The organism is Cohnella sp. GCM10027633 (assembly GCF_042675445.1).
In the GTDB taxonomy this organism is placed as follows: domain Bacteria; phylum Bacillota; class Bacilli; order Paenibacillales; family Paenibacillaceae; genus Cohnella.
The window spans coordinates 207963-231071 of the sequence record NZ_JBHTGV010000005.1; the positions used below are offsets into that span (position 1 = coordinate 207963).

Annotated in this window: 17 protein-coding genes and 1 pseudogene; 10 read left to right on the plus strand and 8 right to left on the minus strand. The window is 55.1% G+C overall.

Features of this window, described 5'->3' with window-relative positions; translation table 11 throughout:
• Nucleotides 1-23: 23 nt before the first annotated feature.
• The gene (locus ACFQZG_RS14495) at nucleotides 24-5144 is read left to right on the plus strand and encodes a discoidin domain-containing protein (RefSeq protein WP_378153662.1); all 5121 of its coding nucleotides are present in this window, start codon (nucleotides 24-26) and stop codon (nucleotides 5142-5144) included.
• 62 nt (nucleotides 5145-5206) lie between these two features.
• Entirely contained in the window at nucleotides 5207-6541 is a 1335-nt protein-coding gene (locus ACFQZG_RS14500; protein ID WP_378153664.1) for an FAD-dependent oxidoreductase, read from the plus strand.
• On the opposite strand, the gene ACFQZG_RS14505 is transcribed toward ACFQZG_RS14500, so the two are convergent.
• From ACFQZG_RS14505 to ACFQZG_RS14520, 4 genes and pseudogenes are all read right to left on the minus strand, one after another.
• Nucleotides 6542-7417 (minus strand): DUF6999 family protein, encoded by an 876-nt coding sequence (locus ACFQZG_RS14505; protein ID WP_378153666.1) that lies wholly within the window; start codon nucleotides 7415-7417, stop codon nucleotides 6542-6544. It abuts the gene before it with no gap.
• Nucleotides 7414-9288 (minus strand): 3-oxoacyl-[acyl-carrier-protein] synthase III C-terminal domain-containing protein, encoded by a 1875-nt coding sequence (locus ACFQZG_RS14510; RefSeq protein ID WP_378153668.1) that lies wholly within the window; start codon nucleotides 9286-9288, stop codon nucleotides 7414-7416. The genes ACFQZG_RS14505 and ACFQZG_RS14510 overlap by 4 nt, the downstream gene beginning before the upstream one ends.
• A gap of 173 nt (nucleotides 9289-9461) precedes the next feature.
• Nucleotides 9462-10481 carry a WG repeat-containing protein gene (locus tag ACFQZG_RS14515; RefSeq protein WP_378154068.1) on the minus strand — a complete coding sequence of 340 codons (1020 nt, stop codon included), beginning with the start codon at nucleotides 10479-10481 and terminating at the stop codon, nucleotides 9462-9464.
• 33 nt (nucleotides 10482-10514) lie between these two features.
• Nucleotides 10515-10880 (minus strand): annotated as a pseudogene (locus ACFQZG_RS14520) (WG repeat-containing protein); the annotation flags it as partial.
• Between the two features lie 106 nt (nucleotides 10881-10986).
• Here ACFQZG_RS14520 and ACFQZG_RS14525 point away from each other — a divergent pair.
• The 3 genes from ACFQZG_RS14525 (at nucleotide 10987) to ACFQZG_RS14535 (ending at nucleotide 13607) form a co-directional block, all read left to right on the plus strand.
• Nucleotides 10987-11928, plus strand: coding sequence for an NAD-dependent epimerase/dehydratase family protein (locus ACFQZG_RS14525; RefSeq protein ID WP_378153670.1), 942 nt, complete (start codon nucleotides 10987-10989; stop codon nucleotides 11926-11928).
• 49 nt (nucleotides 11929-11977) lie between these two features.
• Complete coding sequence (locus tag ACFQZG_RS14530; protein ID WP_378153672.1) at nucleotides 11978-12817, plus strand: MerR family transcriptional regulator; 840 nt, start codon at nucleotides 11978-11980, stop codon at nucleotides 12815-12817.
• A 73-nt stretch (nucleotides 12818-12890) separates the two neighbouring features.
• Nucleotides 12891-13607, plus strand: coding sequence for a DUF4386 family protein (locus ACFQZG_RS14535; RefSeq protein WP_378153674.1), 717 nt, complete (start codon nucleotides 12891-12893; stop codon nucleotides 13605-13607).
• A gap of 18 nt (nucleotides 13608-13625) precedes the next feature.
• On the opposite strand, the gene ACFQZG_RS14540 is transcribed toward ACFQZG_RS14535, so the two are convergent.
• From ACFQZG_RS14540 to ACFQZG_RS14555, 4 genes are all read right to left on the minus strand, one after another.
• The gene (locus ACFQZG_RS14540; protein WP_378153676.1) at nucleotides 13626-14390 is read right to left on the minus strand and encodes a hypothetical protein; all 765 of its coding nucleotides are present in this window, start codon (nucleotides 14388-14390) and stop codon (nucleotides 13626-13628) included.
• Nucleotides 14377-14925, minus strand: coding sequence for an RNA polymerase sigma factor (locus tag ACFQZG_RS14545; RefSeq protein WP_378153678.1), 549 nt, complete (start codon nucleotides 14923-14925; stop codon nucleotides 14377-14379). The genes ACFQZG_RS14540 and ACFQZG_RS14545 overlap by 14 nt, the downstream gene beginning before the upstream one ends.
• Nucleotides 14926-15118: 193 nt before the next feature.
• Nucleotides 15119-15823, minus strand: coding sequence for a DsbA family oxidoreductase (locus ACFQZG_RS14550; RefSeq protein WP_378153680.1), 705 nt, complete (start codon nucleotides 15821-15823; stop codon nucleotides 15119-15121).
• Nucleotides 15824-15836: 13 nt separating this feature from the next.
• Nucleotides 15837-16478 (minus strand): NAD(P)-dependent oxidoreductase, encoded by a 642-nt coding sequence (locus ACFQZG_RS14555; protein WP_378153682.1) that lies wholly within the window; start codon nucleotides 16476-16478, stop codon nucleotides 15837-15839.
• A 187-nt stretch (nucleotides 16479-16665) separates the two neighbouring features.
• Between ACFQZG_RS14555 and ACFQZG_RS14560 the strand changes: the two genes are divergently transcribed.
• The 5 genes from ACFQZG_RS14560 (at nucleotide 16666) to ACFQZG_RS14580 (ending at nucleotide 23064) form a co-directional block, all read left to right on the plus strand.
• Nucleotides 16666-17013, plus strand: a complete 348-nt coding sequence (locus ACFQZG_RS14560) for a winged helix-turn-helix transcriptional regulator (RefSeq protein WP_378154069.1) — start codon at nucleotides 16666-16668, stop codon at nucleotides 17011-17013.
• 221 nt (nucleotides 17014-17234) lie between these two features.
• Nucleotides 17235-19487 (plus strand): discoidin domain-containing protein, encoded by a 2253-nt coding sequence (locus ACFQZG_RS14565; protein ID WP_378153684.1) that lies wholly within the window; start codon nucleotides 17235-17237, stop codon nucleotides 19485-19487.
• A gap of 174 nt (nucleotides 19488-19661) precedes the next feature.
• Nucleotides 19662-20225, plus strand: coding sequence for an RNA polymerase sigma factor (locus ACFQZG_RS14570; protein ID WP_378153686.1), 564 nt, complete (start codon nucleotides 19662-19664; stop codon nucleotides 20223-20225).
• The gene (locus tag ACFQZG_RS14575; RefSeq protein WP_378153688.1) at nucleotides 20222-21730 is read left to right on the plus strand and encodes an ABC transporter substrate-binding protein; all 1509 of its coding nucleotides are present in this window, start codon (nucleotides 20222-20224) and stop codon (nucleotides 21728-21730) included. The genes ACFQZG_RS14570 and ACFQZG_RS14575 overlap by 4 nt, the downstream gene beginning before the upstream one ends.
• Nucleotides 21727-23064 (plus strand): ABC transporter substrate-binding protein, encoded by a 1338-nt coding sequence (locus ACFQZG_RS14580; protein ID WP_378153690.1) that lies wholly within the window; start codon nucleotides 21727-21729, stop codon nucleotides 23062-23064. The genes ACFQZG_RS14575 and ACFQZG_RS14580 overlap by 4 nt, the downstream gene beginning before the upstream one ends.
• Nucleotides 23065-23109: the final 45 nt, after the last annotated feature.

Sequence of the window (23109 nt, forward strand, 5' to 3'; positions counted from 1 at the left end):
GCGTCAAAAAGTGGTTAGTCGTCATGAGTGCCGGTTTTGCGTTGTATTTTCTGTGGAATTGGCCCAACATGACTTCCGCGAGCGCTTCGGGCATCATTCAGGGGGAATGGCGCTTAAGCGAGGGGAGCGGAACATCCGCGCCGAATGCATCGGGCAATCACAATAACGGCACGTTGAACAACGGAACGGGATGGTCAACCGGGAAGATCGATAGCGCGGTTAGCTTGGACGGCGTTAACGATTACGTCAGCATTCCCGACAGCGGCACCTTGGACGGCATGAGCACGCTTACCGTATCGACGTGGATGAACCTCGACCAACTGCCGACGAACAATTACGACGTCGTAGGCAAGAACGCGAATGGCAATTCCTATCGCCTGGCCGTTAGTTCAACGGGCATTGCTTCTTTTGTCGTGAAGACGACGAATAACGATTGGTATACCGCGGGCACCGCGGCCAACGGCTCGACCGCTCTAACGCCGGGAACCTGGCACCATTTGGTCGGCACCTACGATGGAAGCCATGTCCGAATCTATGTCGACGGCGTTCTGCAAGGCACGGGCGCGCAAGCGATCTCGGGCAGCATTCACAATAGCGCGGCGTCGCTGAAGTTCGGTTACGGCAGCGGCACGAATGTCGACTATACGAAAGGCAAAGTGGACGAAGTCCGAATCTACGACGGGGCGCTGAACGCCGTCGAGGTTCGGAATCTGTACCGATCCTACGCAACGGTTTGGCAGCCCGCCGAGCTTACTTTTCTATCCGGAATCTCCTATTCCAACCCGTATAAGGACGTGGATATTAGCGCTACCTTCACCGGACCGAACATGGAGAGCATGACCATACCCGGTTACTGGGACGGGGGAAACGTATGGAAGATCAGATTCTCGCCTACGGCGGTAGGCACATGGACGTACACGACCTCGAGCACGAATAGCGGCGATACGGGCTTGCATAATCAGTCCGGAACGATTCGTGCCGGCGCTTATACGGGCAATCAAGAGATCTATAAGAAAGGATTCCTTAAGAAGAGCGGCAACAACCGGTATTTAACCTACCAAGACGGCTCTCCGTTCTTCTGGTTAGGCGATACGCATTGGTTCGGCTTGTCCCGCGAATCCTGGAGCAGCTCGACCGATGCCAGATGGAGCTCGCAATTCAAAGGCATGGTAGATAAGCGGGCCGAAGACGGATTCACCGTGTATCAGACGAATCTGTTCGTCGGGGAATTGGGGGATGCGGGGTCGCAAGGAACGAGCAACGAGGGCGGATATGCATGGGGACTCGAGGGCTATGCGGTCGGCGCGTCCACCGTGGATACGACGGGCTATTATAAGCCGGCGAACAAGGCTTTCGACGGCAACGCGAATACGAAGTGGGTCGCCAAGGACAATACGTTCCCGCAGAAGCTGTATATCGACCTGACGCAGAATACGACGCTAAACAAAGTGGATACCGAATTCGATTATGCGGCGACCTGGAATTATCGAATCGAAGGTTCGACGGATGGCGTGAATTACGCGGTGCTGGCTGACCATGCGTCGGGAAGATCGGGTCAACTGGTGACCGATACGACGAATGAGACGGTACGTTACGTCAGAATTACGATTACCGGCAATAGCTTGAACGCGACGGCGGCGATCAAAGAGTTCAAGGTGTACGATTCGAGCAATCGATTGATTAATAACGATCATAAATGGGATGTGCCCAACGTCGCGTTCTGGCAAGATGTAGACCGCAGGTTGGCCTACATTGCGGATAAGGGCATGGTGACGGCGCTGGGCCTGGATTGGGGCCGGGAGCTGGAGCCTGTCCTGGAGGACGATTTCAAGCGAATGTCGAGGTATGTGGTCGCCAGATACGGCGCTTATCCGATGTCGTGGATTCATGCCGGGGAATATGCCTACGGCGATGACCAGACATGGGGATCTCTTGCCGCTTATACGCGGTCGATCGATCCGTATCGCCAAATCACGACGCTCCACAACACGGCCGACAATCCGAATCTGTTCCGGAACGAGGCATGGTACGACATCGACTTCCTGCAGGGCGCGCATGACGCGAGAAGGGAAATCTCTTACTGGAAGGGTCGTTACGACCTGACGCCGACCGTGCCGGTGCTGGAGTCGGAGATCGATTATGAATCGATACTCGGCATACCGGAATATTACACCCGGGAAGATGCGTACAGAAGCTTCATGGCGGGCAGCTTCGGCTTCACCTACGGGGCGGAAGGCATCTGGAACGCGGTGACGGATTGGAACGACGCGTTCCAGACATGGGGCAAATCTCCGCGGCCTTGGTATAGCGGCATCGACTTGCCGTCGGGAAGCCAAATGAAGTTCTATAAGGATTTGCTGACGGGAATCGATTGGGCGTCGCTAGCGCCAAGCCCGACTGCCATTACCTGGGGGAGCGGAGCGCCCGCGTCGGGTATACGGCAGCCTTATCAGAAGGCGAATTCGGCTCGCACGTTGGTCGTTGCGTATTTGCCGAGCTGGGGTGGGGAGTATACGGGGACGGTCAATGGCCTCTCGACCGGGGATACCTATACCGCCAAATGGTTCAATACGAGAAACGGCAAATATACGACGATTAGCAGCAATTTCAGTCCCGGAGCGGGCGGTACTTGGAGCATTCCGGCCCAACCCGACGGGGCGTACGACTGGGCGTTGCTGCTGTACGCCACGACGAATCGGGTCAATCAACCGACGGCGTCCGTTGGGGGAGGCACATTCGCTAGCGCGCAAAGCATCACGTTGTCCTCATCGACGTCGGGCGCGACCATTTACTATACGACGGACGGCACGACGCCGACGGTGAACAGCACGCTGTATGCCGGAGCGTTGACCCTAAGCGAGAAGCGCACGCTGAAGGCGATCGCCGTGAAGAGCGGCATGACGCCAAGCATCGTAACGACGGAGTATTACGATTTCAGCGGCGGGACGGTAGCCGCGCCTGCGGCTAGCGTGGCGAGCGGTTCCTATGGCAGCTCGCAGGCCGTTACTCTCTCGTCGTCTACATCCGGCGCAAGCATCTACTACACGACGGATGGAACGCCGCCATCGACGGCGAGCCTGTCGTATAGCGGTCCGATTACGATAGATCGGACGGGCACGCTGCGGGCGATCGCGGTGAAGAGCGGGTATACGAACAGCGAAGCCATGGAGAAGCAATATCGAATTCGCGCGCAAGACCTGATCTCCAAATGGAAGGATGTCAGGGCATCGTCCAGGTTAAGCGGGAACGAAGAGGCCTATGCGGTCGACGGAGATATCCAAACCTGGTGGAGCCCGAATAGCTCGCAGAACGAGTGGATCGAAGTCGATCTGGGAAGGCCGTACGATATCAGCCTCATCAATCTGAGGTTTAAATCCTCGGCGCCCTACTTCTATCGGATCGAGATGAGCGGCGACCGTTCAACCTATACGACGGTTGTCGATAAGTCCGCGACGAACACGGGCGGCTATGGAACCTCGCATGATTATCCGATAGCGACAACCAAGGCAAGTTATGTCAGGCTGACCATGGTCGACATCTACGAAGCGAAGTCGGACGGAAAGTTCACGTTGCCCGAGATCAGCGTGTACGGCAATAGCGCGAATCTCTTGCAGGAGTCGGCTTTCGGCAGCGAAACGAATCTGATCTACGGGAAAGCGGTCAAGGCATCCTCCTATTTCAACAGTTCCTCCGGCGGCAGAAATATAGGAGACAACAATGCGAATACGTCTTGGCAAGCGGCAACCGGCAAGTTCGCGGGCGAATGGGTCGAAGTGAACTTCGGGGAGAATAGAACCTTCAACGTCGCGAAGCTCATGGAGTTCGGCAACCGAACGAGCGGCTACAGAATCGAATATTGGAACGGGTCCGCTTGGCAGACGGCCTATACGGGAACGACGATCGGCACCGCGAACCAGTTCAAGACGGTAAGATTCCCGGAGGTAACCGGCAGCAAGGCGCGGTTATACTTCACCTCGGGTACGTCCCAGCCGATTATTTACGAATTCCAGCTATTCGGCAAGACCGATCGAACTTCCGCGTCCTCCCAGTTCAGCGAGAGCCATATCTCCTGGAACGCCTTCGACGGCAATCGCAGCTCGGCTTGGCAGGCGGCGGCCGGAAGCTATGCCGGCGAATGGATCGAGCGGGATATGGGCGCGAATACGACGTTCAATACCGTGCAATTATCGGAATACGCCAATCGCACGAGCGGCTATCGAATCGAGTATTGGAACGGCTCGGCATGGTTGACGGCCTATACGGGCACGACGATCGGGGATTCCAAGACGGTAAGCTTCCCCTCCGTGACGGGAAGCAAGGCAAGGCTCATCTTCACGGGAGGCAGCCAACAGCCGGCCATCTACGAATTCGAAGCGTACAACAGAACCTATACGGCGTCCTCCGTCTATAATGGCGACAATGCCTACGCTGCCGACAAGGCGTTCGACGACCATGCAAGCTCGGCTTGGCAGGCGGCTAACGGGCAATTCGCCGATCAATGGCTGGAAGTCGATATGGGCAGGGATACGATCTTCAGCCAGGTCCAGCTATCGGAGTGGGACAACCGCACGACGGGCTATCGCATCGAATATTGGGACGGGTCCGCTTGGCAGACCGCATACACCGGCACGACCATCGGCAGCGGCAGCACGGCGGAGTTCGCTTCCGTCGTCGGCAGCAAAGCCAGAATTTATTTCACCTCGGGTACCCAGCAGCCGAGCATCTATGAATTTAAAGTGCTAGCGGACAGCAGGGATCTCTCGCAGAACGCCACTGCGTCGGTATCTTCCTTCAGCAACGTGAATCACACGGCTGCCAAGGCGGTCGACCGGAACGCGGGAACGTATTGGTCGGCTTCGTCCGGCGCATTCCCGCAGTGGCTCAAGCTCGATCTGGGACAATCCCGTTATCTTACGAGCATGCAACAAACCTTCAACAACAATACGACCTGGAAATTCAAAGTCGAGGTATCCGATGACGACGTAAGTTATACGACATGGGTGGATAACACTTCGGCCGGGGTCGCGGGCACGAATTTCTATTACAACTTCGAAGCCCAAGCAAGGTATGTAAGATTAACCGTAACCCAGAGCTCATCGGGAGATTGGGTAACAAGCACCGAGTTTGTCGTGTCCGGCAGATAACGAAGAATCGGGAGCATAAGGTTCGCTTTATGCTCCTTTCTTGCGAGAGGGGTACTGCGTCCGTGAGCAGGGAGATCTATAAGCTTACATTGAATATGCCGATTGCTGATGAATACGACGTCGTTGTTTGCGGCGGCGGAGCCGCAGGATGCGCGGCGGCGATTCAAGCGGCGCGGGAGGGCGCTCGAACGGCTTTGATCGAGAAGAACGGCATCCTCGGAGGGACGACGGTCGTCGCTGCCGTCAATTTTCCGGGATTGTTCCATACCCGATCGGGCAGACAAGTCATTAAGGGGATAGGCTGGGAATTTATCGCGGAGACGGCGGCGCGGGGCGGGGCCGAGCTCCCCGACTTTACGATTCCTTATCCGCCGAAGCACCATCCGAGGCATCAAATCTGGGTCAATAAATTCATCTACAGCAAGGTGTTGGACGATCTGTGCTTGGCAGCGGGCGTTCACTTGAGATTTCATGAAATGCCCGTGAACATTCACGAGGATAGCGAAGGATTGTATATGACCGTAGCCGGGAAAACAGGGTTGGAGACGATCAAAGCCCGCAAAATCATCGATGCCACGGGCGATGCGAACGCGGCGGGGCTTATGGGATATGCCATGGAGCGATCCGAGCACCGCCAACCCGGCACGTTGATCTATCGCATGGGCGGTTACGATCCGAAGGATGTGGATAAGCGCGCGCTCGAGCGATTGTATGCGGAAGCATTCGCGTCCGGTCGGATCGCGGCAACCGATCACTCCCATCCGGAACCGGGAGACCCTCCGCTATGGCGCGAGCTAAGAACCGGCGGAGGCAATGCCAATCACCTTATCGGCATCGAGGGAGACTCTTCCAGAACGAAGACGGAAGCGGATCTGCAGGGTCGCGCGGTTGTGATGAACGTGTATCGTCTGTTGCGCAAGGTTCCGGGGTGCGAGCACCTGGAGATCGACTATGCCGCCAATGAAAGCGGCATACGCGACACCAACCGGATTATCGGCGAGGAACGGATTACCGGGGAGGCCTATACCGGCGGATACGTATGGCCGGACGCCGTATGCTACAGTTACTATCCGATCGATATCCATCGGCATGACGGCAACGACATCGATATTCGGCCGTTAGCCGACGGGATCGTGGCAACGATTCCTTACGGCGCGTTAATTCCGAAGGGCAGCAAGCACGCGCTGGTTGCCGGCCGCTGCATAGCCGGAGACGCCGAGGCCCATTCCGCTTACCGCGTCCAAGCCTCTTGTATGGCTACGGGGCAAGTCGCCGGCGCCGCGGCCGCGATCGCGTCGAAGAGCCGCATCGCCGTTGGCGACGTTGATCTGCGCGAGCTGCGGGAGACGCTGGGTAGGCACGATGCGATTGTGCCGCGAACGCCGACAGGCTGCTGATCAAGCAGCCTGTTTGTGTTTCAACTCCACTAATAAGGCATGGAGTTGTTCCGTGGCGAGCCCATGAAGCACTAATCGGAATCCGGCACGAAGCGTAGAGAGCGGGACCATCGGGTGCTTATTATTGATCAATGCCAGCCTATCATTGCTGCCGATTACTTTGGAGGCCAGAATCCCGATCGTTTCATCGAGCTGCAAGGAGTTCGTGGCCCGCCAGAAATCGTTGTCCGTGAGGAAGAACTGGTAGACCGGAGTGAAGCATTCGATAGCCGTCATAAGATCGAGGAAATTGGTCCATCGATCCGGCATCTTCTCGATCGGGATAGGACTTGAAGTAATGGCATTGAAATTAAGCCGCTCCTGCTTAGTCACTTCGATATTTTTCTCGCGAATTTGTTTATTCAAGTTGATGACGAAATTGTACAGGTTAATATCATGCAGGAGGAATAAATCGTCTTTAACGGGTTCAAGATTTAACGGTTTCAGCGGATTCAACTCGATTTCGACGCCCGGGATGTTATCGCGGATAAACTGCAGCACCTCCGATCCAAGATAGAAATGCCGAAGGATCATATAATTGGCGTCCCGACTAACGAAAGTTCTCATCCCCCAATATAAGACGCGATGCAGTACCTTAGATGAAGTGAATTTTTTCGGGAAAATGATCTTGTATAACTGGAACAGTATAATAAGCAACCGGGAAAGCGGCCTTAGAACGGGAAGTAGAAATTGTCTGGATTTACTGGAGCAATCCTTTAAATAGGCGGCCTTCGCTTCTTCGTTGAACGGGATGCTCTGATCGAGGAATATGGCCAGGAACGGATTCGGGTCTTGCTTGTTATGAGGCATGTTATTGAAATATTCGGTTTGGCTCATAGGTTCCCTAGCTCCTCTAATTGTAATAGATACAATCGTGCCGTCGTTTTAGCGGTCTTGACGATTCGCTCGGCAATCTCCATCGTAAGCATCGGATGCTGAATACCGGCCTCCAGACGCTCGAAATGTTTCTCGTCCGAGTCGCTATGATAGAGCAAGAAGGATACTTGGTCGTCGTTTAATCCGAGTTGATCGCGGATGGCTTCTCCCCAATACCTCGCCATGCGACAACCCAAACCTTCGATAATCCACATCGCGCCCATCAGATCAACGGGGTTTTCTCGGCTTGCTCGCTGGAATAGATAGGCGGAAAGCGCCTCGCTCCCGATATTTTTCTCCCCTGATTGAATATGTGCAAGACTTCCTCCGACGGCAACGTAATTGCGTTCTAAGATTTGAAAGTCGCGGTGCTCATCGCGGGCATGGGCGATAAACAAGGAACGTAGTTCGATATGTTCGATCGCAATGTAAGAGGCAGCGCGCGCAATCCACTGGGATCCGTCGATCACCTGCTGTCGAATGTTCTCCATAAGCAGCATGTAATCTTCAAGCGTGAATTTGCCTCTGTACAGTTTGTGAATGATCGGAACTTGAGCAAGCTTTTGTTCGAAATCGATCCAGACGGTGACTAACTGTCGCACCAAATGAGCTTGAATCGAATCGGAATGATCGAACTCCAGATGGGGAGCTTCGGGTTGCCGCTCCATGTAGGGGTTAACCGTCTTGTTGCCCGGTTCCGTTCCGACTACCGTTAACAACATATAGGAGGTCTGAAATCTGCCGCTCTCCGGGACCATGCAGAGCACTTGCTCGCCCGATTTCAGATGCCCTTCGTTCAATAGCTCCTCCAGCATAATGTAGATAGAGGCAGCCCCCGTGTTGCCTTTCGTATATAGGTTAGTGAACCACTTGCGTTCTGGAATGGTCATCCCGCCAAGCTGCATGAGTCGGAAGATCTCGTCGCGAAAATAGTGCGAGGAATAATGACACACCATCCAATCAATGGCCGACGGATTAACTTTTCCTTCCTCCACGAGTTCGAAGAAACGCTTCACTCCCACTTTCGGCATTTCGTTGACCAGGCGAATGTCCTGCTTCAGATTGATTGCGCCATCATCGGCCGCTTCGTGGATGGAAGAATAGTCGAGCCAGCTGGGTTGACGATCTATCGAATTCTCTTTGTTCATGCCTGCATACATGCAGGTGTCGTATAGATTCGCATAAGATTTGTTGTCGATCCATTCGATTCTAAGGGATAAGCCATGTTCGCTCGGTTGCTGCTGAAGGACCGCGGCACCTGCGCCATCGGACAGCATAAAACGAAGGAAATCAGTGTCGAAAGGAATGGAATGATCCATGAATTTGGCCTGCGCTTCGAAGCGAGTATGCTTGAATACGCGGCTTGGAAACTCGCTGGCGCAGGAGATGGCTGCTTGTTTCTCGCCGGATTGTACTTGCAGGTAGGCATTCTTAATCGCCTGCATGCCGCTGCCGCACACGCCGTGATGCGTCGCAATCTCCATGACGGGCAGGCCGGATTCGGCATGAACCATACTTGCAAAACCGGGCACCAATAGGTCGCCTTGGGTGGTGCCAACGGCTAGAAAGTCTATTCGGTCGGCTAAATCGTCATGATTTCTCTCAAGGGCATCGCGAATCGCGTTCGTTGCCATTTCGGCATTGGAATAAAGGCTTTTTTGATCTTTATCAATGGCATAATGACGATATTGGATTCTGTTCTGTTCAAGAATACGCTTCATGGATTTGGAGCTCTTGCCGCCGACTCTTCCGAGGTACTCTTCTATATTGTCGTTATCGATGGGCGAACCGGGCAGGAATTTTCCTATGCTGGTTATATAGACGGGATTCATCGTAAACTCTCCTTGTGGAAAAATTGTATAAATTTATCATCGACTATTTCAGGGGAAATTTATAGTACTAAGTTATTGTAGTACCTTACTGTCGGGTCAATTATCCGGATAGCAAAAACATCGCCATGCGGCAAGTGCCGCGGCGATGTTATTTATGCCTTTACCTATTATCCCTACTCCAACGCCACGCCGCTAACCCATACCAGCTTGCCCGATTTGTTTACATAAGCCTGGTATTCCTTCCCTTTCTTATTCACGTAGACCATGGCTAGACCTTCTTTAAAGACGGCATGCCGCGTGAATTGAAGAGGGATGGCGATCTTGCCGTTCTTGTCGATGAACCCAATCTTATCGATCCCACTCTGCTTGCCGCTTTGTACGCCGACCATGGCAAGGCCTTCGTGAAAGTCTTCGTTCGCGGCGAAAGTGGTTTTGAATTTGAACTTGCCCGATCGATCGAGATAGCCTTGTACTTTGCCGGTTCTAGCATAGGCCAAGTCCTCCGAATAGTTACGCAGCTCGTCGTATTGGAACGGAATTTTCGCTTTGCCCGCCGGGTCCAGCAAACCCATCTTCCCCTTATACGTTGCGAGAGCAAGGCCGTCCCTGAAGGGTTCGATCGCATCGTACTGAATCTTCGTCAATTGTTTGCCGGAGCGATTGATAAGTCCCCATTTGCCCTTCAGCCGAACTCTCGCCACGCCGTCTTCGAACGGGTAGACGTAATCGTACTTCGGCTTCACGACCGTTGTCCCCGAGCGATCGATATACCCCCATTTGCCCCCGTCAACGTTGAAGATTCCGAAAATATTAACTTTCCCGACCCCGCCTTGATTGACCGCGGCAAGTCCATCGGTAAAGGGCAGAGCAGCCGAATAAGAGGTCTCGAACGCTTCGTTACCCTGCAGGTCGAGATACGACCACTTGCCCCCCTTGGGAAGAAGGTAATCGCGGTCGCCTTGAACTTGACGTCCTCCCTTATAGATCGCCGCCAGCCCTTCGGAGTAAGAAGAGGCGAAGGAGAGCTCGGGTTCGACCAAGAGGCTATAGTCGGATTCACTCATGAATCCGTATCGATAATAGAATTGGTTCCCTTCGCTGATCAAATTGCGGATCAACAGCGTACCTTCCGACGGCTCATCGAGGTGGAATAAGTTCGTGCTCAGCTGCCGGCCTTGCGAATCGATGACCATGTTGGTGAGGTCCGATGTGTAGACAAGCGCTTTGCCGTTGCGAAACGGGAGCGTCATCGCATAGATGGGCGGAACAACGAACTTACCCGACTTGTTAATGTAACCCGCGCTATTATCGGTCCTGTTAACGCGAACGCCTAGGAGGTCTCCCACGAAAGGCTCATTCTCGTTTTCAATCGTATAGAAAGCGGGCTTAATGACGACTTTACCGGCCTTATTAATGAATCCGACTTTATCGTTGCCGTCCCTGAACGGGTAGAGAACGTTCGATTGCGCTGTGGTCGGCGATTGTGCAAGCGAGTGAAAGGCGTTCATCGGAAGCAGTACCAAGACCGCTAGTATTGCAATTATTGTTCTGAGTTTCAGCGTATTCAACTCCGTCTGTTGGAAATTGTGCATGTTAACTATAAGGGAATTATCTCCAAACTTCAATTCACGATTGACTCTCCCGTTACGTCAGACAGTATCTTGAATGCTAAGAACGATCTTGAAGGGAGCAGTCAGGATGGATAAGCATACTCATGTGATTATCGGTACGGGACCGTTGGGCATGTCCCTCATGCGCGAGCTTAGAGGCAGGGGCGTCCGAGACATTCGCATGGTGAACCGAAGCGGGCGCATTCGAGGGGAGGAGCAGGTAGGCGTAATCAAGGGAGATGCAGCTAACATTGCCGACGCCATCGCGATCTGCGAGAATGCCTCCGTCGTCTATCATTGCGCGCAGCCCGGCTACTTGAATTGGCCGAAGCAGTTTCCCGCGATTACGAAGGGTATTCTTGATGGGGCCGCCGCAGCGGGCGCGAGGCTGGTATACGCGGACAATCTGTATATGTACGGGCGCGTGCATGGGCCTCTGAAGGAAAGTCTTCCTTATCGCGCGGAAGGGCCTAAGGGGACAACGCGGGCACGGATGGCGCAACTGCTGCTAGATGCTCATAAGGCCGGAAAAGCGCGCGTTGCGATCGGGAGAGCTTCGGATTTCTATGGTCCCGGCGTTACGCAATCTTTTCTGGGGGAGAGAGTATTCGGACATGCGCTTAGCGGAAAACCGGTCGATGTGCTCGGCAATCTCGATATGCCGCATACCTATACGTATATCGACGACTTCGCCAGAGGGTTGGCGATTCTGGGGCAGGAAGACCGCGCGTTAGGCGAGAGCTGGCATGTTCCGAGCGCGCCGACGATGACGACCGGGCAGTTGCTGCAGATCATCTTCGAGCAGTCGGGATCGAAGCCTAAGGTACGCGCTTCGTCGCGCGGAATGGTGTCGCTGCTGTCGTTGTTCCATCCGATGATGAGGGAAATCAGAGAGATCATGTACGAGTTCGAGCAGCCATACTTCGTGGATCACGGCAAGTTCGTCGAAGCGTTCGGCGAGCTTGCGACGACGCCGCATCAAGAGGCCGTAAGACGAACGCTGGAGTGGTATAGAAATGTGTTAAGCTAATCGTGGTTGGATTAGTAGGGTCAACTTAGCTGCGAGAGGGAGGGCAATCATGTCGAACGAGATTAAGATCGGCCTGTTCTCGAGAATCGCGCAAGTGACGATTCGGACGCTGCGCCATTACGACGAGCTAGGGTTGTTGAAGCCGGCACGCATCGAATGGAGCACGAATTATCGCTACTACACCTATGACCAGCTCATCCGGCTGAATCAGATCCTGGTGCTTAAGGACGCCGGATTCACGCTCGAGCAGATCGCGTCGATGATCGACAAGGCCATGTCGATTGAAGAGATGAGACGAATGATGCTGCGCAAGAAGGAAGAGCTGACCGCGCAGATCAGCGAAGCCGCCTATCGCATACAGAGCATCGAGTCGCGATTAAGCCAGCTGGAGAAGCTTGGCGAGGAGCCGAGATACGAGATCGTATTGAAGCAAGTAACCGAGCTGTACGTCGCGACGCTGCGCGCGATCGTGCCCAAGCCTCAGGATATGCCCGCCTATCGCTGCCGGATGTTCGACGAGCTGAGCGAATGGCTATCCGGAACGAAGCTCGTCCCGCGTGAGGAGTACGTGTTCTATCATATGACCGAATTCATCGAAGAGAATTTCGATATCGAGGTCGCTTATTGCCTGGAACCCGCAGCCGAGCCGATTCCGCAGGGCAGCATTGCGCTCTTCGGCGTACCCGCGGAGCCCGTGGTCGCCAGTCTCGTCTACAAAGGCCCTTTCATGGAGCTGGGCGACGCCTTGCTGGAGCTCTTCTCGTGGATCGGCAGGAACGGATACTCGCAGTCGGGACCCGTCAGGGAGCTTCATCTGTTCGGCCGGGAGAACGATCACCCTGACATGAACAATGTGCTGGTGGAGCTGCAGGTGCCGGTGTTGAAATGATGACTTGACTCTACCGTTGCGGAAGACATTACGATCTCCTTATCCCGTCAATCGACGAATGGAGGAGATCAAGATGGTTCATAAGAAAGTATTCCGTACCGCCGCGTTGCTGCTCGTTCTAGAGGTCATACTGATGATCGTGCCGTTCCTCATTCTGCAATCCGTATTCGAATTCCCCGACATCCTGCGCAAGCCGGCATCCGAAGTATTCGAGCTGTACCGAAGCCAGCAATCGATTATTACGCCGGCGTATTACTTCTTCATGCTCTCCGGATTACTCCTCATCCCGCTAGCCATCGCGATGCACCACGCCATGCAATCAAGCTCGGAATCGAATCGCTTGTTGCTCGCTATATCGACGGGTTTCGGCATCGGAGCAGGCATCGCCCAGATCTTCGGCTTCATCCGCTGGCCGTTCCTGATGCCCTATCTGGCCGAGACGTACGCTTCTTCTACGACTACGCCCGCTGCGAAAGAAGCCGTAGTCGTCGTATACGAGTCCTTTAACCGTTATGCAGGAATGGCGATCGGCGAGCACCTTGGGTGGGTTTTGTTAGGCCTATGGTTAATCGGGGTTTCGTTGGTTCAGCTTAAGTCCGCGATCGTGAAAAGCTGGGTCGGCATCCTGGGCTTGCTATCGGGAGCGGGCTTGCTCGTCAGCGCGTTCGAGCAGCTAAGCGGGTCGTTGGCTTCGGCACTCGCCTCGCTTAATATTGTGGCCAATTACCTGCTATTAGGCTGGTTGCTTGGCACGGCTGCGTTCCTATTCATTCATAGAAAAGGCCACTAAGGATAGCCATTCCAATCGTTAATATCGAGGGATAAAATCGGATTCTTCAGCGACCGATTTTCCCTCCGCATTGAGCCCCTCTAAACGATATCTCCACGAGTCATTCGTATTGTCCGCTATGGCAATATACCAGTAGGTATGTCCATCTTGGCCTTTTACAATCGTGGCATGATGCGCCATCTCTTCGTTTCGTTGGACAGCGCGTATGTCCACGATGCCGGGATCGTCCAGCATACCGAAGAACAATACAACCCCGTTACTGGCGAAGCTTGCGGACGTGACGCGGCGGCTTTCAGGTAATTGACCTCCTTCGAGCAGGACGGAGTAGCTTACGCTTCCGTTCGGCTTTCCTGCCTCATGGCGAACCTCTTCCTTGCCGTAGCGATAATAGTCCATGATCATCTTGATGGATTGATGTCCTCTAAGCGAATAGGTATCCGTTCGGAAATAAAATCTATTGTTGTTCAAGACAAAGTCATCAAGCGATTCCGATAGGGGGATGTCGTAATGGTCCTCGTGAACGGGAATATTCGCGGATGAGGCTGCGACGTGTTCTTGCCCTACGCGCGGAAGCGGTTCGCCACTCCCGGTGAAGACGTAGGAGAGTAGAACGAACAGCGCAATGGAAACGGACACGCTTCCTATGAAATATGCCCGTTTTCCATGTTTGGGCACTCGTAGAACTTCGGTGCGTACGCGGTTGGCGAGTTCACTCGTGAACCCATTAGATCTCAGCGGTTCGCCCTTCAACCCCATATTCCAATCAGGATTAGATAAGCTCATATGCGGCATCCTCCTCGAGCATTTTCGAAAGTTTTTTACGTGCCGTAGATAATCGGGATTTGACGGTTCCTACCGGAATGCCGAGTATATGGGCGATTTCATGGAGCGGCATTTCGTGCTTGGCTTGAAGCAGAAGTACTTCACGGCATTTGGCGGGAAGCCGTAACACGAATGCCCACAATTCACTGGTAACTTCCCTCTCCATAAATTCTTGCTCTGCCGAAAGGCCGCTCCCTTTGGGAGGAATCAGAAGATCCATGAGGAGAGCTTTACGGAAAAATGCGGAATTCCGATGATTGATGCTGATGTTCTTCGTGATTTTTAGCAACCAGGTTTTGACCGACGATTGTCCTCGAAATGAATGTACATTCCGATAAGCCTGAATAAAGGTCTCCTGCGCGATGTCATCTGCCATGGCTCGGTTTTTAGTTGCGAAATAGGCGAAATTCCAAACATCTCGCCCGTAAGTGGCCATCACCTCTTCAAGCCAAGCGGAATTTCCCGTCTCTATGTGTTTCGTATAATCCTCGCTCAAGTCCTCACCCCTCACTATATTATAGACAAGGCAAAGATACTCGTGGTTCGAATTTCGCCTCGCTTACTATCGTGGCCAATTACCTTCTTTTTGGTTGGTTGCTTGGTACGGTTGCGTTCCTTGTAATTCGCAAAGGAAAAGCCGCCATGTAACCCGAGGGTCATGGCGGCTTGCTCGTTCGGTACAAACTCGTTTAATCGATCGCGCAGGATCCGTCGTCGCAGGTGCCGGCGGCATCGTCCGAGGCGGCGGTTGCATGCGTCGGCCGTTCGTCCCATGCTTGCTGCAAGGCGCGAAGGAACGTTTCCTCCGATTGCGCGCCGGACACGGAGAGCTTCCGGTCGATGGCGTAGTACGGAACGCCGCGAATGCCGAGGCTGCGCGCGTCCGCTTCTTCTTGATGCACGGCATCCTTGTAAAGGTCTCCGGCGAGCGCTTGCAGCGTCTGTTCGCGGTCCAAACCGGCTTCCACCGCCAACTGCGCCAGCGTGTCATGGTCGCTTACGTTAAGGCCGTCGGTGAAATAAGCGCGGTACAGCTTCTCCGCGAGCTCGCTGCTCTTCCCGAATTCCCCGGCGTAATGACGAAGCCGATGCGCGTCGAACGTATTCGTCAGCTTCAAGTCGTCGAACGCGAAGTCGATGCCTTCCGCCGCCGCTTGCCGGGCGAGATTCGCGTTATTGGCGATCGCTTGCTCCCGGCTCATGCCGTATTTGCGGGACAGCATGTCGTAGACGTCGTACGGCACGGACTTCGCCGAGCCCGGGTCCAGCTCGAAGCTGCGGTAGACGACCTCGACTTGGTCGCGATGCGGGAAGCGGGCCAGCGCGTTCTCGAAACGGCGCTTGCCGAGGTAGCAGAACGGGCAGGCGACGTCCGCCCAGATTTCGATTCTCATGCGATTCCCCCCTTTATTGCGCTTCGCCGACGACGGTGAAGCGCTCGTTCGCGTGGCGGGCGTTCTCGATCTCGTCGACGATCGCGATGGCATAGTCGGCATAGCTGACGTAGCTTTGGCCTTGGCTGTTCGCGATGACGTGATCCTTGCCGAGCTTATACGCGCCGGTGCGCGGTCCGTTCGGATCGAAGAACGCCGCCGGGCTCGCATACGTCCAATTTACGGACTCGGAGAGCCGCAGTTCGTCCAGTTGCTTGCCCGCGTTGGAAGCGGTCGGGTAGACGAAGGCCGGGAATTCCGGCGTATCCATCAGCTTCGTCTCGTTCTTCTCGTCGACGAACAGGCTTCCGGCGCCGCCGACGACGATAAGCCGGGTGTTCGGCGCTTGTCGGAACACTTCGATCAGCTTGCGTCCGGCGTCGACGTAGAGATGCTCTTGGCCTTCCGCCGCTTTGAACGTACTCACGACGGCGTCGAACCCGCTCACGTCGGACGGGGTTAGGTTAAAAAGATCTCTCTCGAGCACATTAACGGAAGGATCGGGTATGGACGATGCATTGCGGATGATAGCCGTCACGTCGTGGCCGCGTGAGGCGGCTTCTTGCAAGATGAGGCGTCCGGCTTGGCCGTTCGCGCCGATGATCGCGATGTTCATTAAAGATGTCCTCCTCGGGAACGAAACATAGAATTTGTCTTGCATGCTGTACCGTAGCCTTATATTATTACAATAGTTCGATTTATTGAAGTAGGCATAATAATATAACCTAGTCATAAAAACAGTACCATGGGAGGCGTATGACGTGGCGAGGAGCAAATTCGAACGGGACAGCGCAGCCGAGCATATGCGGATCATCTGCCCGGTTACGGAGACGCAGAACGTCATCGCGGGCAAATGGAAGATCGTCATTCTGTATCATCTGCAGGAGACGAGACGGTTCGGGGAGCTTCAACGGCTTATCCCCGGCATCTCGAAAGCGATCCTTACGAGCCAGCTCCGGGAGCTGGAGAACGACCGGATGATTCATCGGAAGGTGTATCAAGAAGTGCCGCCGAAGGTCGAATATTGGCTGGCCGAAGCGGGTCTGCAGTTCGTGCCGATTCTTGAAAGTATGGGCGAATGGGGCAGGAAACATGCGATGGGCAACAAAGAGCAAAGTCTCGCGAGCGGCGGGGAGCCTAGCGGGGAATAAGGGGAGTCGATCCGGTACCATCGTCAATACATCGTCAGGCAGCTTACTGCCGCGGCGATGTATTTTTTTTAACCTATAAAATCAGGCGATCGGGAAGGAGGGCATTGTTCGGGGGATAGCGCATAACATTAGGAATGCAAAGGATGAGAGGAGAACGGATAATGGCAGGGTTAGGAAGCGGTCAGGGCAATAGGAGGAGCAAGTCGAGGATAAGGGGATACATGATGGCGGTCGTTATGGTCATGTCGTTAATGACATTCGGATCCGTATCGTTCGCCGGATTGGATACGGGGCTCGGGCCCAACACCCAGATCGTCGTGACGTACGATACGAACGGCGGGTCCGATATCGGCCATGAATTCTTGCAGCCCGGAGGCACGGTCGTATTCCAACGTGTTCCGGTGAAAGCATGCTATAGCTTCAATGGATGGTTCTACGACAGCCAGTTGACGCAGCCTTACAAGGCAACGGACCTCATCTATAGCAACCTGACGCTATATGCGAAATGGGCATTTTCCAGCACGGGTACGGCTTGCGAAGAGGCTGCGTTGACCTCGACTGTCGGCGTGGTAAGCGCCGGCGGGACGGACAACGAGACGATTACGATCGGGAGCAACGTCAAGCTTGCCGCGTTGAGAGCGGCGATTACGCCTTCCGCGAACGCAACGTTCGAGATCTACCATGCGGACGGAATAACGAGAGCGGAGACGTTGGCGGCGGGCATGAAGATCATCGTAACCTCGCAATCCGGAACGAAGAAGACGACGTATACCGTTCTCCTGGATAATCCGAACGTAGCGCTCAATCGTCTCGCAACCTCTACCGGTACGTGCGCAACGACGGAGAACGCATCCAAGGCCGTGGACGGCAGCGTATCGAATAACAGCAAATGGTGTTCTTCGTCCGCTAGCCACTGGCTGCAGCTTGATCTGGGTTCCGTGAAGCAAGTGAGCCAATTCGTCATTAAGCATGCTTCGGCAGGCGGAGAGTCCGTTAACTTGAACACGAAGGCCTACCATATTCAAGTCAGTACGGACGGTACCGCCTGGAGTACGGTAGTGAACGTGAACAATAATACGAGCGGAATTACGGTTGACAATATATCGCCTACGCAGGCAAGATATATCAAATTAAACATTACGACGCCTACGCAGACCTTGAATAGCCTGGCAAGGGTATTCGAGTTCGAGGCATACGAGAAACAGAACTTGGCATTGAATAAGCCCGCAACGGCGGGCGGCGCTTCTTGTATCCCCTCTCAAGCAGCGGCCAAGGCCGTGGACGGCAGCGTAACCGACGACGCCAAGTGGTGCTCCACCGCGAAGAATGCTTCGCTGCAGGTCGATCTGGGATATGCCATGCAAGTGAGCCAGTTCGTCATCAAGCATGCGTCGGAGGGCGGAGAGAGTGGGGATTTCAACACGAGGGCCTATAATATCAAGGTCAGCACGGACGGGAACCACTGGAACGACGCGCTCTATAATATGAATAATCAGAACGGTACGACGGTAGACACGATCAATCCCGTTACCGCAAGATACGTGAAGCTAATCGTCCTAACGCCTACGCAGACGAAGGACCCGGATACGAGAATCTACGACTTCCAGGTATTCGGTCCTCAGGATCTGGCACTGAATAGACCCGCGACGGCAGACAGTACGTGCAGGGCTACGCAGACCGGTGCGCAAGCCGTGGACGGCAGCGTAACCAACGACAGCAAATGGTGCTCCTTGTCCGCTAACCGCTGGCTGCAGATCGATCTAGGTTCCGCGAAGCAAGTGAACCGATTCGTCATCAAGCATGCTTCGGAAGGCGGGGAGACCGTCTCTTACAACACGATGGCCTACAACATCGAAGTCAGTACGGACGGCAAGAGCTGGAGCAAGGTGGTGGACGTAACCAACAGTTTCAACGGCATTACGATAGATCAAATATCGACAACATCGGCCAGATACGTGAAGCTGAACGTTACGGCGCCTACGCAAACGACGAACCAAGCAGCGAGAATCTATGCGTTCGAGGTATACGGGCCATCGAATCTGACGTTGAATAAGCCCGCGACGTCAGACAGCGCGTGCAACGCTTCGCAAACCGCCGCCAAAGCTACGGACGGGGTCGCCATCAATGATGCCAACAGCAAATGGTGCTCCTTGTCCGGCAACCGCTGGCTGCAGATTGATCTCGGCTCCGCAAAGCAAGTCGACCGAATCGTCATGAAGCATGCATCGGAAGGCGGAGAGACCGTTAATTACAATACGAAGACCTACCAGATCCAAGTGAGTACGGACGGTATTAATTGGAAGACGGTCGTGGATGTAACCAATAATACGGGCGGTATTACGGCAGATCGGATAACCGAGGTGTCGGCTCGCTATATTAAGCTGATCGTAACGAAGCCTACGCAGACGCTGAACGCGGCAGCAAGGATCTACGAGCTCGAGGTATACGGTCCGGGTTATACGACGTACTCCTAGCGCGATTCCAACACAGTCGTCCGCAAGCTTGCAGGAACAACGCGGCGGCGCCTAGAATTCCATAGCATAACGAAAAAGCCTAGACTTTTCTTGCTAGGCTTTTTTTACGTACGGATGAAATAAAAGGAACTTTGCGCCGTCGCGCTCGTTGTTTGGTCAGAGGAGGTTGCCGGAGTGGATTACGAGTATATCAAGCGGATGCACGAGGGGATCGACCGCAACGCCTTGCTCGACGAACTGATGATGACGTTCGGCAAGGACGTGTGGAACTACGCGTTCTTCTTGACGCGTCGCAAGGAGCTGGCCGAGGATATCTCCCAGGAAACGTTCATTAAAGCCTACCACGCGATCTATTCCTTCCGGGGCGGAATGACGATGAAGGCGTGGTTGCTCGCGATCGCCCGCAATACGGCGCGGGATCACTTCCGGTCCGCGTGGTTCCGCCGCGTCCAGCTCGTCTGGGAGGATTACGAGACGAGCGTGTTCCAGCCCTCCGCGGAGAATCAATGGTTCGCGTCGCTCGAGCAACGCGAAGCGTGGAATGCCGTGCTGAGCTTGCCGCGGAAGCTGCGTGAGACGTTGCTGCTGTACGTGCATCACCATCTCACGCTCAAGGAGATCGCGGAATTGATGCAGCTGAACGAAGGGACGGTCAAATCGCGCATCTTCCGCGCGCGGGCCGCGATCAGCCGCAAGCTGGGCAAGCCCGCGGCTTTCGAAGGAGGGAAGCGACCATGAATCATTCCGAATGGGAGAAGCATCTCGAAGAGCTTCCGCTCGGCAGCGGCGGATTCTCCCGGAAGTCGATGAAGCAGATTAAGGAGAGGATTCGATTGGACGGCAAACGCAGAAGCCATTTCCGAGGCATAGCGATCGCGACTGCCTGTACGCTGTTGGCGGCCATCGTCTGGGTGGCCGGGGATTTGCGCCAGGCGCTCCTCCCGAGCTCCGGGGCGGCGGAGACGGAAGACCAACCGTATCGGTTGACCGTGCAGTACTTCGACAAATTCAGCTTCATGAACCGGTTCGGCTCGCCGTATATGCTGGATCACCCGAACGCGTCGTTCGAGGTCGATCTCCCGAGCGAGGAGTACGGACAGAAGCAAGACTTGGCCTCGTACAAGAAATGGGTGAGCGAATCGGACGCGGACGTACTTCGGGTTCCGCTCGCTTACGTCGACGACCTCGTCGCGGACGGAACGATCGTTCCGCTCGAAGATCTGATTAAGCAGGAGAAGGTAGACCTCGAAGCGCTCTATCCGTCCGCGGTCGATCTGATTAAGGAAGCGGGCAATGGGCGAATATACGGCATCCTCGACGATTACGACATGAATATGCTCGTCTACAACCGGTCGCTGTTCCAGAGCAAAGGCGTGCCGCTACCCGAGAAGGGCGCGACGTGGGACGACATCGTTCGCTTAGCCGCACGGTTCGAAGGCTCGCAAGATCAGGGCAAGCCTGCGTACGGCTTCTCGTACGGTTCCGCTCCCGATCCGTTCCGAATGATCATCGACATCGGGCAGTCCCAAGGCCTGTCGATCGTGAACGCGAAGGGAGAGCCGCAAGTAGACGGCGACTCCTGGAAGATCATCTGGAGCCAAGTGTCGGAAGGCCTTCGCCAAAGCTGGATCAGCGACGAATCGCTGAATAATGCCGAAGAGTACGACCCTCTGCAAGCGGCGATCGCCGGCAATCCGTTCTATATGGGCCGTTCCGCGATGACGCTGCAGCCGTATCTGTCGTGGTACGTCATGAACGAGGCGATCCGGCAGGGCACGTTCCAGGACGAATGGGGCGCGATTCCGCTGAGCGCGCCCGCCGCGCCGGGCAAGATCGGCTCGTTGACCGGCGGCACGGTCTATGCCATTAACGCCAAGTCCGGCAACCAACCGCAAGCGATGCGACTCATTCATTATCTGACAAGCAAGGAACGGTCGGATGAAGTCGTAGAGGCGGGGGGTCCGCATGTGCTGCACGCGGCGGTGCCGGATCCGAAGATCGGGGAAGGTTCGCCGATCAATCGCTACTACGAATCCGAGCTGAATGTGTCCGCCGTGCTGCAGCAAGCGGAGCGCGATCAGTTGCCAGCATATCGGCGCGTCATCGGCGCGCTGTCGGAGAAGGCGAACGCGGAGGTCCGGGACATCGCGGCCGAACGGTCGACGGTCGACGAAGCGTTAGCCCGGCTGCAAGCGGATGCGGAGCAGGCAGCGATGCTCGGCGATTCGGAGGCGAACCGATGAGGGCGGCGGTCGTAAGGAAGAGGCGGCGCATCGTCTTCATGGCGCTGGCGGTCTTCGTGCTGCTCGCGGCGTCCAGCGGCTGCACCGGCAAGACGAAACCCGTGGCGGAGCCGCCCGTGATGACGATCGCGTGCGTTAACGAGATGACGTTCGACTCCTTTTACCGCAGCGCCTTGCAGTCCGTCTATCCGAATACGAGATTCAAGATCGTGCCGTTGGAGGATCCGAAGTATTATAACCCGGATTACGATAACCGAGCCGCGCTTGAAGAAATGTTCGAGACGAATAATCCGGACCTCGTTATTCTGTGGGACGCTCAGTACAAGTACGCGGCGGATGCGGGATGGCTGCGAGATCTCGAGCAGATGGCGGCTCTGAACAAGTTCGACCTGAGTACCCTGCACGAGGGGATGCTCGACAGGGTACGGAACAACGAGGAAGGTAAATTGTACGGGTTGTCTCCTCTCTTCTACTCCTCGGCGGTGTACTACAATAAATCGCTGTTCCAACGCTATGGCGTGCCGCTGCCGACTCAGGATATGACCTGGGACGAGATTCTGCGGTTGGCAGGGTTGTTCATCGATGGGCCGGGAAGCGAGGAAGGCGTTAGAGGCCTCAGCATGAGCTCGTTGACGAAGCCGTTCGATCTCATGTCCCGGATCGCCGCTACCGAAGGGATCGGGGTCTACGACAAAGCTTCCAACCGCTTGAACTTCGACAGTCCGTCGTGGCATGCGATCATCTCTAAGGTCATCGCTGCCTATGAACATGGTACGTTCGTTGCCGAACCCTACAAGACGAAGGGCAACTATATCGGTACCGGCGAGATGAGCGAGCGAGACCTGTTCGGCAAGGGCAAGGCGGCGCTTACGGTCGAAACCGATTTTTACGTGGCCAAGCTGAAGCAGCTGTACGTCAAGTTCGAGTGGGGCGTGCTGCCCGGACCGGTCCAATCGCGAGATCAGAGCCGGGGCGGGGACTTCGCGGTGAACTCCGCAATCGCGATTCCGGCAAAGTCCGATTATCCCGAGCAAGCTTGGAAGCTCATCGAGGAAGTCATGTCGGAGAGAATGGGTGAAGTCTATTCGGAGCGGGATGTCGGCCTGCCCGTGCAACTGAATGGAAGAACGGCGAAGGATCCGAAGTATGAGGTGTTCTACAAGCTGCGGCCAGTACCGCTACAGGCGGAGTTCTCGCTAGGCAACAATGAGAGGAAGGATCTGCTGCAGATCATCGATGACGAGACCTTCGCCGCGATCGCCGGCCGCAAGTCGGTCGACGACGCCGTCGCGGCGATTCAGGAAGCGGGCACGCGGCTGCTGCCGGATCGCTAATCGCAGAGAAGACCGCCTTCAATCGGCGGTCTTCTTCCTGTTCAA